The organism is Xanthomonas sp. NCPPB 3582, from assembly GCF_041475735.2.
Taxonomy (GTDB): Bacteria; Pseudomonadota; Gammaproteobacteria; order Xanthomonadales; family Xanthomonadaceae; genus Xanthomonas; species Xanthomonas codiaei.
The window spans coordinates 1434411-1447447 of sequence record NZ_CM192968.1 but is presented as its reverse complement, the minus strand read 5'-3'; the positions used below and the strand labels follow the sequence as shown (position 1 = coordinate 1447447).

Below are 13037 nucleotides of genomic sequence, written 5' to 3'. Positions count from 1 at the left end.
GGATTTGGGATTCGGGAGTCGTTGAGGCGGGTAAGGTGCGAACGGCTGGAGGCGCGTTGGACTCTTTCGGCGAATTTTCAAGGCGCCTGCAGTGCGGCCAAGCGCGGCTGTAGCGTGAGCGGCTGGCCCGGATCGCTGGCAAGCCGGACGGGCGCGTGGTGCGGGATGCGCACGCGTCTTGGGCAGCATCGACCGGAGGCAGGCATCTTGACGCTAAACGCGGCGGTCGCGTCGGCCGCTCAGCCCAGCCGCCGCACTTCGCTGACGCCGGGCAAGGCATCCAGCTTGCCCAGCAGCGCAGACAACTGGTCGTAGTCGCTGACCTTGAGCCGCAGTCGCAACTGCGCGCGCCCGGTGTCGCGCACGTTGTCGCTGTTGATCTCCAGCACGTGGGCGTCCTCCTGCGCGATCAGGTTGGTGATGTCCTTGAGCAGCCAACGCCGGTCCACTGCACGCACCTGCACATCCACCTCGTAGCCGCTGCCTGCCTTGCCCCACTCCACCGGCAACACCCGTTGCGGATGCGCAGCCGCCAAACGGGCCAGGGCCACGCAGTCGGTGCGGTGCACGGTGATGCCGCGGCCGCGGGTGAGGTAGCCGGCGATCGGTTCGCCGGCCACCGGCTGGCAGCACCGCGCCAGCTGCACCAGCAGGTTGCCCACGCCCTGCACGGTGAACTTGGACTTGCCCAGGCCATCGCGGCGCGCAGTCGGACGCGGTGGCGCGGGCACCGCCGGCTGCGAGGCGGCCCGCTCGGCTTCCAGCAGCGCACGGCTGACCTGGTTGGGACCGGTGTCGCCCAGCGCCACCTGGATGTAGAGATCGTCCACGCTGTCGGCGTGGAACTTGCGCGTCGCCACGCCCAGGTCGGCCTGCTGCAGGCCCAGCCGCTTGAGTTCGCGGTCGAGCAGTTCCTTGCCGGCCTGCACGTTGCGCGCGCGGTCGAGCTTGTGGAACCAGGCGCGCACCTTGTCGCGCGAACGCCCGCTGGCCAGGAAGCCGTTGGCCGCCAGCAGCCAGTCGCGACGCGGGTCCGCTTCCTTGGCGGTCATGATCTCCACGCGGTCGCCGCTGCGCAGCCGGTAGGTCAGCGGCACGATGCGGTCGTTGACCCGCGCACCGCGGCAGCGATGCCCCACCATGGTGTGCACGTGGTACGCAAAATCCAGCGGGGTGGCGCCCTGCGGCAGATCGATGACCTCGCCCTTGGGGGTCAGCGCATACACCCGATCCTCGATCAGCTCGGCATCCAGCGCACCGGCCAGTTCGCCATGGTCGCCCTCCTGCACCTGTTCCAGCAGCTGGCGCATCCACAGGATCTTGCGGTCGAAGGCCTTTTCGGCGCCCTTGCCGCCTTCCTTGTACTTCCAGTGCGCGGCCACGCCGAGCTCGGCCTGGGCGTGCATCTCGAAGGTGCGGATCTGGATTTCGATGGTGCGCCCTTCCGGGCCGACCACGGCGGTGTGCAGCGAGCGATAGTCGTTGGCCTTGGGCCGGGCGATGTAATCGTCGAACTCGCTGGGCACCGGCGTCCACAACGAATGCACCGCCCCCAACGCCGCATAGCAGGCGGCCACGTCATCGACCATCACCCGCACCGCGCGCACGTCGTACAGCTGGTCGAACGACAGCCGCTTCTTCTGCATCTTCCGCCAGATACTGTAGATGTGCTTCGGCCGTCCGCTCACCTCCGCGCGCAGCCCCTGCTCGGCCAGCGCGCCGGACAGGGTGCGCTTGACCGCCTCGATATAGCGCTCGCGGGCGATGCGGGTCTCGTCCACTTCGCGGGCGATGCGGCGATAGGTCTCCGGCTCGAGATGCCGGAACGCCAGGTCTTCCAGCTCCCACTTCACCTGCCAGATACCCAGACGGTTGGCCAGCGGCGCGTGGATGTCGCGGGTGAGCTGGGCCAGCGCGCGGCGCTGGTCTTCGCTGAGGCGATCGGCCACGCGCATGCGCGCCAGCTGCCGTGCCAGCAGGATCGGCACCACGCGCAGGTCGTGGATGATGGACAGCAGCAGGCGGCGCAGCCCCTCGCTGTTGCGCCCGGCCTCGCGCCCGGCATGCAACGCCCAGACCTGATCGGCCGCGTCCAGTCCGTCGAGCAGCCCCTCCACTGCCACCCGGCGTTCGGCGGGCTGCCAGGGCAGGCCGGCCATCGCACCGCGCAATGTCGGCAGGTCGAACAGCAATGCCGCGATCAAGGTGGCCTCGTCGGCGGCCAGCAGCGCCAGTGCATCCAGCGTGTCGCCGAGCAGCGACCAGGCCACGCTGTCGGCTGGCGCAGGCGGTGCGTCCTGCCAGGCGCGCGCCAGCGCTTCGCGCAATGCCGGAGCAACCGATGCCAGCGCGGGGCGCTGCAGCACTGCCTGCAGGCGATCGAATGAGGAACTGGTCACAGCGGTGGACACGGCGGCAGGCGATAACTGGGAGCTGGCAGCTACGGTAACGTGCGCGTCACCATCTCCACAACGCGCAATTTCCAGCCTGGCGGTGGCAGCTCATCGGGACGCACTTAGGGTCGGTTCACCCGGCAAGGGCTTGATTCGTAACCGCTGCGCGCCATGACGTGTGCGATAGCGCACACGCAGCGCTGCATCGCATCAGCTTTTTACGCGCTCTTTACAACTCGGCCAAACCGCCTGCCTATGCTCCTTGTACGTCATCGCCGCCTTACGCAGCGACGGCGTTTTTCCACCCACAGCGAGGTAGCCGATGAAGACCTGGAAGAAGCCTGTCGTCCGTGAAGTGAATTGTGGCGCCGAAATCAACTGCTACGTCTCCGGCGAGTTTTGATCCGGCCGTTTCTTGACTCACCTGCCGCCCTTCCCATTGATGCGTGACCGGCCGCGGCCGGCAGATTAGGTAACAGTTCTCCATGCGCATTATCGTCTTGGGATCGGCGGCCGGCGGTGGGCACCCGCAGTGGAATTGCCATACCCCCGCAAGCCAGCGGGCCTGGCAACAAGCAGACGGTGCCCAACGCCGTACCCAGGCCAGCATCGCCGTCAGCGCAGATGGTCAGCGCTGGGTATTGATCAACGCCTCACCCGATTTCCGGCAACAACTTCTCGCCACGCCTGCGCTCTGGCCGCAGCACGGGCTGCGGCATTCACCGATCGAGGCAGTGCTGCTGACCAGCGGCGAGATCGACCATATCGCCGGGCTGCTGTCGATGCGCGAGAGCCAGGCGTTCTCGTTGCATGCCAGCAGCCGCGTACTGGACCTGCTGGCACAGAACCCGATCTTCGACGCCCTCAACCCGCACTACGTGTCGCGCCAGCCGTTTGCGCTGGATACGCCCCTGTCGCTGCTGGGCCTGCAATTGACCCCATTTTCGGTGCCCGGCAAGGTCCCGCTGTTCATGGAATCGCGCAGCGGCGGCGACCTGGCCGGTTCCAACGAAGAGACCCTGGGCCTGACCATCGGCGATGGCCGCCACCGCGTGCACTACATCCCCGGCTGCGCGGCCATGACCGACGCACTGCGCGAGCGCCTGCGCGGCGCCGAGCTGGTGTTCTTCGACGGCACGCTGTGGCGCGACGACGAAATGGTGCAACTGGGCGTCAGCCAGAAAACCGGCCAGCGCATGGGCCATCTGAGCATCGATGGACCGGAAGGCACCATGGCGGCGTTCGCACCGCTCGGTGTGGCGCGCAAGATCTTCATCCACATCAACACCACTAATCCCGTGCTCGATATCCATTCGCCCGAATACGCCAGCGCGCGCGCCAACGGCTGGGATGTTGCGCACGACGGCCTGGAGATCACCCTGTGACCGCCCTGCTCACCCCGGACCAACTGGAAGCGGAGCTGCGCGCCATCGGCGCACGCCTGTATCACGACCAGCACCCGTTTCATGCGCTGCTGCACGATGGCAAGCTCGATCGCGGCCAGGTGCAGGCCTGGGCGCTCAACCGCTTCGAATACCAACGCTGCATTCCCTTGAAGGACGCGGCGATCCTGGCGCGCATGGAAGATCCCGCGCTGCGGCGCATCTGGCGCCAGCGCATCCTCGACCATGACGGCAACAGCGCCGCCGACGGCGGCATCGCGCGCTGGCTGCACCTGACCGACGCACTGGGCCTGGACCGCCATCTGGTCGAATCCGGGCGCGCCCTGCTGCCGGGCACGCGCTTCGCGGTGCAGGCGTATCTGCAGTTCGTGCGCGAGAAGAGCCTGCTGGAAGCGATTGCGTCCTCGCTCACCGAGTTGTTCGCCCCCAACATCATCGGCCAGCGTGTGGCCGGCATGCTGAAGCATTACGACTTCGTCTCGCCCGAGGCGCTGGCTTACTTCGAGCATCGCCTGACCGAGGCGCCGCGCGATTCGGATTTCGCGCTGGAGTACGTCAAGCAACATGCCGACACCGCAGAAAAGCAGGAACTGGTCAAGGCGGCGCTGCACTTCAAGTGCTCGGTGCTGTGGGCGCAGCTGGATGCCTTGCACGTGGCCTATGTCGCGCCGGGGATCGTCTGGCCGGATGCCTTCGTACCCGACCGCGCAGCCAGCCGGGTCGCGGCATGAGCAGCATCGGCCGCGACAGCCAGCCGGCCCTGCGCGCAGGCGTGCGCCTGCAGCACGACCGTGCACGCGACCAATGGGTGCTGCTCGCACCCGAGCGCGTGGTCGAACTGGACGAGATCGCGGTGGTGGTGGCGCAACGTTTCGACGGGGCGCGCTCGCTGGCGCAGATTGCGCTGGAGCTGGCGGCAGAATTCGACGCCGATCCTGCGCAGATCGAGGCCGATGTGATCGAACTCACCGGCACCCTGCACCAAAAGCGTTTGTTGAAGCTATGAGCAGTGCCGTGCCGCCACCGCCGCTGTCCGTGCTGCTGGAGCTGACCCACCGCTGCCCGTTGGCGTGCCCGTACTGCTCCAACCCGATTGCGCTGGCGGCACTGCGCGAAGAGATGGATACCAGTGGTTGGCGTTCGCTGCTGCAGCAGGCCGCCGACATGGGCGTGCTGCAGGCGCACTTCTCCGGTGGCGAGCCGATGCTGCGCAAGGACCTGCCCGAGCTGGTGGCGCATGCGCGCGCGCTTGGTCTTTACAGCAACCTGATCACCTCCGGCGTGGCCGGCGGCGAACCGATGCTGGACCAGTTGCAGGCCGCCGGGCTGGAGCATGTGCAGTTGAGCGTGCAGGACGTGGACCCGGCCGGTGCCGATCGCATTGCCGGATATCGCAACAGCCTGTCCAAGAAGCGCGAATTCGCAGCCGCCGTGCGTGCGCGCGGCCTGCCGCTGACGCTCAACGCGGTGCTGCACCGGCACAACGCCGAACGGGTGCCGCAGATGATCGCGCTGGCGCTGGAATGGCAGGCCGAACGCATCGAAGTGGCCCACACCCAGTACTACGGCTGGGGGCTGCGCAACCGTGCCGCACTGATGCCCAGCCGCGAACAATTGATGGGCACTATTGCTGCGGTAGAAGCTGCACGCCGCGAGCTTGGCGACCGCCTGGCGATCGACTTCGTCACCCCCGACTACTACGCACGCCAGCCCAAGCCCTGCATGGGCGGCTGGGGCCAGCGCTTCGTCAATATCTCTCCGCGCGGCGACGTGCTGCCCTGCCATGCTGCCGAAACCATCGAAGGCATGCGCTTCGACAATCTGCGCGATCGCACGCTGGCGCAGATCTGGAACCACGGCGAGGCATTCGTACGTTTTCGCGGCACCGCGTGGATGCCCGAGGTGTGCCAGGGCTGCCCCAAACGCGAGATCGACTGGGGCGGCTGTCGCTGCCAGGCGCTGGCGCTCAGCGGCGATGCCGCCACGCTGGATCCGGTGTGCGAGCGCTCGCCCGCGCACGCACAGGTGCGCGCCACAGCCGAGCGCGAAGCTGCGGCAGTGGCACCGCAATTCGTCTACCGCCGCCCGGCGCGTGCCGAACGCCCGCCTTCCACGGCCGACGTCGCGCCGGACTAGGCGCCACTCAATCACGCCCGCGCGTTGCCAGGGCACACCGATTCCTGCGCGGCAGACAGCGACCTGGTCATCCCCCGGCTCGGCATGGCCATTCTGTTGCCCGCTCGCCATGCCCAGCTCGTCAAGCGGCTGCACCGGGCAGGACCCGGCAGACGCCAGAGATTCTGCGAGCCAGCGGCAACCCGCAACCGCCTGCCCGCCCAGCGTCTACACTAGCGGCCTCTTACTGACGGATGGCTCCCATGTCGCTCGCGCGCCGCATTCCACTGCTGGTCTGCCTGACCCTTGCATTGACCGCCACGCCGACGCTGGCCCAGCGTGCCGTGCAGGGCGACCTGCAGTCACAGATGAGCGCCGAGCAGTTCAAGGCCGCCGGTCTGGACAAGCTCACCACCAGCGAGCTGGCCTCGCTCAACGACTGGTTGCAGGGCAAGGTCGCCAAGGAGGCGGCGGTGGTGGTCGAACAGGCCAAGGAAGCCGGCCGCCAGGAGATTATCGTCAAGAACCGCGGCTTCTTCGATTTCGGCAGCAAGGAGCCGATCGAAAGCACGCTCGTGGGCGAGTTCAAGGGCTTCTCCAAGGGCCGTATCTACACCCTGGCCAACGGGCAGGAGTGGGAACAGACCGATGCGGCCAGCCTGTCGGGCGTGCGCAAGGACGCCCCGAAGGTGAAGATCAAACCCGGCCTGGTCGGTGTCTGGTATCTGCAGATCGATGGCTATAACACCCCGGCCAAGGTACGGCGGATCAAGTAAGGTTGCCAGCCGGACCACTGCGTGGCCAGTCCACGGATCGGGCATGTACCGCCCGTACATCCCGGCCTCGCGCGCCGTTCGCGCCCATCCGGCGACTGCCCGCCATTGCACGTTGTCCGCTTTACGCCGCGCGGTGACGCTGCGGCCTGCCCACCAGGCAGCCGGCGCGGCACACCCGCCCGACCACAGCGGGCGCGGCCAGATCCGCCGCCGCCACCGCGACACGTGCGTGGTCCTGCCAGCCTGCGCCATCGCCCGACAAAGCAAGCCCGCCGGCAGGCAGCATCATCTGCAGGTACGCACACCAGGTACGCATACCGGATGCGCCACCGTGGTCGCATTCTGTGGAGTTGATCGATAGCGGCTTCGCTTGGGCCGCTACCCTGCGCCCTTGAGACACCGCCGCACGCACGCGTCTGCCAGACTTCGGCGCAGCCGTCTGTTGCCTGCCGCACACGCCAGATGGATGCCTGCTCGCTGACCATCGCAGCGCACCGCGCTGCATCCGGAGAATGCCGATGCCCTTGTCGACACGTTGTGCCCTCACGCTGCTGCTGTTCACCACCGGGTCGGCACTGGCCGACACCGCCGCCGAGCAATGCACGCGACCGGAGGTTGGCTTCGACCAGGCGCTGGTCTGCTATCACGACGCGGTGGAGCGGCAACCGCTGGTCTATACCCCGGTCGCCACCAGCACGGTGAACGGTGTGGAGCGGCGCGACTATGTGTTGACCTCGCAGACCTGGTCGCCCGAATCGCTGGTCACCCCGGCCGTGTGGCAGCACGATGTGGCGATCTACGTCCCCGCCGATGCGCTGCCCACCCGCGCCGTGCTGCTGTCCACCAATGGCATCCGCAATGCGGCTGCGGGCAGCGCGGCGCAACCGGCCAGCGAACTGACGCCCGACGCGCTGGCGGCATTGGCGCAACGCAGCCGCACCGTGGTGATCGCGCTGAGCGACATTCCCAACCAGGCGCTGAGCTATCGCGGTGACGATGCGCCGCGCCGCGAGGATGACAGCGTTGCTTATACCTGGTCGCAATTCCTGAAAGCGCCGCCGCAGCGCAAGACCCTGTTGCTGCACGTTCCGATGGCCGCGGCGATTGCACGCACCATGTCGCTGGCCGAGCGCGAGCTGGCGCCGCTGAAGATCCATCGTTTCATCCTGGCCGGTGCCTCCAAGCGCGGTTGGGCGAGCTGGCATGCCACCATCGCCGACCAGCGCGTGGAGGCGGTGGCGCCGTTCGTGATCGACATCCTCAACATGCCGGCCGTGCTCGAGCATATGTACCGGACCTACGGCGGCAATTGGCCGATCGCCTTCAACGCCTACGCCAAACAGGGAATCACCACCCAGCTGCAGACGCCGCAATTCGCGCAATTGGTGCAGATCCAGGATCCGCTCAGCTACCTGCGTACGCCGTATCGCAAGCGTCTGTCGGTGCCCAAGTACATCGTCAATGCCAGCGGCGACGATTTCTTCCTGCCGGATAACACGCGCTTCTTTTACGACGCATTGCCGGGCAACAAAGCCTTGCGCATGGTGCCCAACAGTGGGCATAAGGGCATCCGCGCATCGGTGGTGGATAGCCTGGTGCCTTTTGTCACGCGGTTACAGCAGCAGCGCGCGCTCCCGCAGCTCAGCGCTACGCTGCAGGCGGGAACGGCGCCGCGGATCCGCCTGCGCTTGTCCGAGCGCCCTACCCAACTGCGGCTCTGGAGTGCCAGCAATCCCCAGGCGCGCGATTTCCGCCATGCCTGCGGCATCCGCTACAACGCGACCCCGCTGCCATTGCCGCGCGGCGGCAAGGTGGCGGTGCCCGTCCAGGTTCCGGCAGCTGGCTGGAGCGCGTACTTCGTCGAAGCCACCTATGCCGATGGCTTCGTCGCCACCAGCCAGACCTATGTACTCGGTCGGCAGCAATACCCCACCCAGGCACCGCCCACCGACAACGCCGCCTGCAGCACGCTGCCGGGCGTTGCGAGCAATGCAGCGCGCTGAAGAGCTAGCCGCCTGCACCCGCGCTGCTCCGACCGAAGCGATGCGCCTTGCGGTGAGCGGTCGCGGCCCGAGTCGGCATGGCATACCCACCCGTTCTGCATCGGGCACCACCGCTGGCATGGATGGTCGCGGTGCTGGCCAGCGCCGCCGGCGCCGCTTCCGGGCCCGCGGATTTCGCATCCGTGCCAGCTGCCTGACTCGCCGATGCGCACCGCCACGCCGTGGGAACCCACCAACTCGGCGATGTTGACCAGCCTGCGCAACGAAGTCCGCATACAACCCGTCGATGGGGGTGATTTGGCACTTGAGCCCGCCAGCAAGATCGATCCAACCCGGCTGAACCATTGACATCGTTGTCACCAACTCCTACACAGGCCCGTACTCGCTGACGGCACGGGCCGATCAGACGGACCAAAGGACTGCATGTGGCTGCGACCTCGCACTCTGCTCAGGCTTCTGTCTCGCCCGCCGTTCCCGCCGCAACCGGTTTCGTCGCCGCCGATGTTGGCGGCACGCATGTGCGTCTTGGCCATGCGCTGCAGACCGACAGCGGCGCGATCGAGCTGGCGCATTACCGCACCTATCGCTGTGCCGAGTACCCCAGCCTGGACGCCATCCTGGCCGACTTCCTGCCACAGGTGAGCCGCGTAAATACAGTGGTCATCGCCAGTGCGGGAGTCGCGTTGGACGAAGACACCTTCATCAGCAACAACCTGCCGTGGAGCATTTCGCCCAGGCGCCTGCGCGGCGCGCTCGATCTGCGCAGCGTACATCTGGTCAACGATTTCGAAGCGGTCGCCTACGCCGCCCCGCTCATGGAGCCGCGTGCGGTGCTGCAGCTGAGCGGGCCCACACCGCGGCATGCGCGCGCCGCCGGTCCCATCCTGGTGGTGGGGCCCGGCACCGGGCTGGGGGCGGCAGTGTGGATCGATGCCAGGCCACGCCCGATCGTGCTGGCCACCGAAGCCGGCCAGGTCGCGCTGGCCAGCACGCACGCGCACGAAGCGCAATTGCTGCACATCCTGCTGCGCGACCGGCACTACCTGCCACTGGAACATGTGCTGTCCGGCCCCGGCCTGCTGCGGCTCTACACCGCCACCTGCCAATTGCATGGCGCCACCCCGCGGCTCGCGCTGCCCGCGGCGATCACCCATGCCGCCCTGCACGAAGACGATGCGCTGGCATGCGAAACGCTGCAGGTGTTCTGCGCGCTGCTCGGCCATGCCGTGGGCGACATGGCCCTGGCCTACGGCGCGGCCGGCGGCATCTATCTGGCCGGCGGCATCCTGCCGAGCATCGGCAGCTTCCTGGCGGCCAGCGCGTTTCGTGCGCGCTTGCTCGACAAGGGCGGCATGCGCGAGGTGCTCGAACGCATCCCGGTCAAATTGGTCGAGCACGGGCAATTGGGCGTGCTCGGCGCAGCCAACTGGTATCTGCAGCACCGCGCTGACGTGTCGTAAGCGATTGGCCGCGCGTTTTTTTAGCGCGCGGCGGCAAGACCCCGCATCCGGCGAGCAGCAGCCCGCCGTCCATCCCTGTGCGTGATGAGGAGAGACATCATGAAATACAGCACCACCCTGCTGTCCAGTGCGATTGCGTTGTCGTTGGCATTCACCGTGCAAGCCCAGGACGCTGCAGGCCAGCAAGCCACCGACCTGGACGCCGTCCAGGTGGTCGGCATCCGTGCCAGCCTGGAAAAATCGCTGGACACCAAACGCAACAACGCCGGCATTTCCGAAGCGATCACTGCCGAGGACATCGGCAAGTTCCCCAGCACCAACGTGGCCGAAGCGCTGTCGCAGATTCCTGGCGTCACCCTGGACCGGCGCTTCGGCCAGGGCGAGCGGGTCAGCATCGACGGCACCGACCCCAGCCTGAATCTGTCGTTCCTGGACGGCCACCCGGTGGCGCAGGCGATCTGGCTGTATGGCGAACAACCCAATCGCGGCTTCGACTACACATTGCTTGCGCCGCAGATCCTGGGCCGGGCGGAAATCCTCAAATCCTCCGAAGCGCGGCTGACCGAAGGCAGCCTGGGAGGCACCGTGTTGATGCACACCCGCCAGCCGCTGGACCTGGATGTCAACGAAGTGGCCGCATCGATCGGCTATAGCTACAGCGACCAGGCCAGCCAGGGCAAGCCCAACGCGGCATTGCTCTACAGCTGGAAGAACAGCGCGCAGACCTTCGGCATCGCGGTGTCGGCGCAGCATTACCAAGAGCGCGTGGACCGCCGCGGCATGGAAGTGTTCGGCTACGCACCGGCCAGCAGTTTCGCCAATGCCGCAGGCACCGTGCCGCCCGATGCCGATGTGCCCAATTCGATCAATGCGGCCTGGTTCCAGCAGGACCGCGAGCGCGACAGCGCCGTGGTCAACCTGCAGCTCAAACCCAGCGAGGCGCTGGAGTTCAATCTGAGCGGCCTGTACATCAACGAGAATTTCGACAACTACAACCAGTCGATGTACAGCTTTCTGACCTGGAATTCCGGCACCGTTGCCGCGGTGGACCGGCTGGGCGATGTGCGAAACGGCGTGGTGACCAGTGGCCATTCCAGCGCCAATGCCGACCCATTGGGCGGCACGGTGATCTACGACAACAACGTGCGCGAATCGGAAGTCACCACCAAGGGCCTGGACCTGCGCGGCGCGTTTCGCGGCGAGGGCTGGGGCCTGAATGGACAGATCGGCCAAAGCAAGTCCGAGAACAAGGACCTGTCGCAGTACTTCATCGAGCCGTTCTACAACGGCGGCTTCAGCTGGGATACCCGCCACGGCATCCGCTTCGACGATCCGACCGCCGCGCGCGACCCGGCCAACTGGGGCTCGGCCGGCGGCTGGTTCGGCAACAACGGCATCTTCTCCACGCAAAGCAAGGACACCTACGGCCAGCTGGATCTGAACCTGCAGTTCGACAGCGTGTTCAATCAATTGCTGCTGGGCGTGCGCCACGGCAAACACGACGAGCGTTTCGAGCTCAATGTCTACGGCGGCGTCACACCCGGCACGCTGGCCGACGTGGGCACCATCGGCCTCACCGACCTGGACGGTTTCTATCCCGACCATGGACGGCATGTGCAGGCGGGCCGCAACAATGTGCTGAACTGGATCCGCAACAGCCCGGTGGATTACGCCGCTCCAGACCCGGCCAGCTATCTCAACAACACCTGGGCGCTGCAGCAGACCAACAATGCCGCCTACGCGCAGCTGAACTTTTCCGGCGGTGGCCTGCGCGGCAATCTCGGCGTGCGCTATGTCGACTCCAAGACCGAAGGCAGCGGCTTCGTCTACAGCGGCACGCCTTCGCTGGCCAACGCCGACAGCCTGTGGCAGACCCGCACCCGCAAGGAGGATTTCCTGCTGCCCTCGCTGACCCTGTCCTACGACACCAGCACCGATTGGGTGTTCCGCTTCGCCGCGGCCAAGGTGATCGCCTGGGCGCCGTACAACCAGATGGTCAACAACACCTTCCTCAACGACATCACGCTGACCGGCAGTGGCGGCAATGCGGAGCTGTCGCCGTACGAGTCGTGGAATTTCAACCTGTCGGCCGAGTACTACTTCGCCCAGCAAGCGGTGGTGGCCTGGTCGGTGTTCTACAAGAGGATCGACAACTACATCGACACCAGTGCCAGCGTGGAGCGCCAGTACAACGCACTGCGCGACACCGCGCCGCAGAGCTGGGCGCAGTTGGTGGGCAGCAATGGCTGCACCGCCGACGGCTATTGCGACTACAGCATCCAGCGGCCGCGCAACGCCGGGCAGGGCAAGGTCAAGGGCTTCAATCTCTCGTTCCAGCAACCCTTCGGCGACAGCGGCTTTGGCCTGACCGGCAACTACACCTACGCCAACGGCGAGAACAACACCGGCGATGCCCTGCCCTACCAGTCGCGCAACAGCGTGGCCTTCAGCCCGTACTTCGAGAAAGGCCCGCTCAACGCACGGCTGACCTACAACTGGCGCGACAGCTACCTGGCCGGCGGTTACGTGGCCGGCGCCGCTCCGGCCAGCGTGGACGACTATGCCGAACTTGGCGCCAGCGTCGGCTATGCATTCAGCCCGAACTGGTCGCTGCAGCTGGATGCGCAGAACCTGCTGGATGAGCAGTACCTGCAGTATCTCGGCGACAAGGACCACCTGGCCGGACGCTACAAGAGCGGGCGACGCTACATGGCCACCTTGCATCTGAAGTTCTGAGGGATGGTTGGCGGGATGCATCGGGCCACCCCGTCGGGTGGCCCGATGCATCGCTTAGTCGCGCGGGGTCGTACAGTTTTTCTTGCGCCCTGTCGTCGCGCGCGATGAGCGTGCAGCGCCACGCTCCACCGGCCTCTGTCCAGGCTCGTGC

Annotated in this window: 10 protein-coding genes and 1 other RNA gene; 10 read left to right on the top strand and 1 reads right to left on the bottom strand. The window is 66.6% G+C overall.

What is annotated here, in order from left to right; all coding sequences use genetic code 11:
- Nucleotides 1–239 precede the first annotated feature (239 nt).
- Entirely contained in the window at nt 240–2480 is a 2241-nt protein-coding gene (locus ACCQ05_RS06105) for a RelA/SpoT family protein (RefSeq protein ID WP_372393953.1), read from the bottom strand.
- Nucleotides 2481–2715: 235 nt separating this feature from the next.
- On the opposite strand from ACCQ05_RS06105, the gene pqqA reads away from it, so the two are divergent.
- The 10 genes from pqqA (at nt 2716) to ACCQ05_RS06055 (ending at nt 12886) form a co-directional block, all read left to right on the top strand.
- Entirely contained in the window at nt 2716–2796 is an 81-nt protein-coding gene (pqqA, locus tag ACCQ05_RS06100) for a pyrroloquinoline quinone precursor peptide PqqA (RefSeq protein WP_002812057.1), read from the top strand.
- An 82-nt stretch (nt 2797–2878) separates the two neighbouring features.
- The gene (gene pqqB, locus ACCQ05_RS06095) at nt 2879–3778 is read left to right on the top strand and encodes a pyrroloquinoline quinone biosynthesis protein PqqB (RefSeq protein ID WP_372393233.1); all 900 of its coding nucleotides are present in this window, start codon (nt 2879–2881) and stop codon (nt 3776–3778) included.
- On the top strand, nt 3775–4527 hold the full coding sequence (pqqC, locus tag ACCQ05_RS06090; RefSeq protein ID WP_228962926.1) for a pyrroloquinoline-quinone synthase PqqC: 753 nt from the start codon (nt 3775–3777) through the stop codon (nt 4525–4527). Before pqqB ends, pqqC begins: the two co-directional genes overlap by 4 nt.
- Nucleotides 4524–4802, top strand: coding sequence for a pyrroloquinoline quinone biosynthesis peptide chaperone PqqD (gene pqqD / locus ACCQ05_RS06085; RefSeq protein ID WP_104539194.1), 279 nt, complete (start codon nt 4524–4526; stop codon nt 4800–4802). Before pqqC ends, pqqD begins: the two co-directional genes overlap by 4 nt.
- On the top strand, nt 4799–5932 hold the full coding sequence (pqqE, locus tag ACCQ05_RS06080; protein WP_372393232.1) for a pyrroloquinoline quinone biosynthesis protein PqqE: 1134 nt from the start codon (nt 4799–4801) through the stop codon (nt 5930–5932). Before pqqD ends, pqqE begins: the two co-directional genes overlap by 4 nt.
- Nucleotides 5933–6174: 242 nt before the next feature.
- The gene (locus tag ACCQ05_RS06075; RefSeq protein WP_372393231.1) at nt 6175–6687 is read left to right on the top strand and encodes a hypothetical protein; all 513 of its coding nucleotides are present in this window, start codon (nt 6175–6177) and stop codon (nt 6685–6687) included.
- 43 nt (nt 6688–6730) lie between these two features.
- Nucleotides 6731–6805: non-coding RNA, sX9 sRNA (locus ACCQ05_RS06070), on the top strand.
- Between the two features lie 400 nt (nt 6806–7205).
- Nucleotides 7206–8690, top strand: coding sequence for a PhoPQ-activated pathogenicity-related family protein (locus ACCQ05_RS06065; protein WP_372393230.1), 1485 nt, complete (start codon nt 7206–7208; stop codon nt 8688–8690).
- A gap of 425 nt (nt 8691–9115) precedes the next feature.
- Nucleotides 9116–10150, top strand: coding sequence for a glucokinase family protein (locus ACCQ05_RS06060; protein ID WP_228962921.1), 1035 nt, complete (start codon nt 9116–9118; stop codon nt 10148–10150).
- A 99-nt stretch (nt 10151–10249) separates the two neighbouring features.
- Nucleotides 10250–12886, top strand: a complete 2637-nt coding sequence (locus ACCQ05_RS06055) for a TonB-dependent receptor (protein ID WP_228962920.1) — start codon at nt 10250–10252, stop codon at nt 12884–12886.
- The last annotated feature ends 151 nt before the right edge of the window (nt 12887–13037 follow it).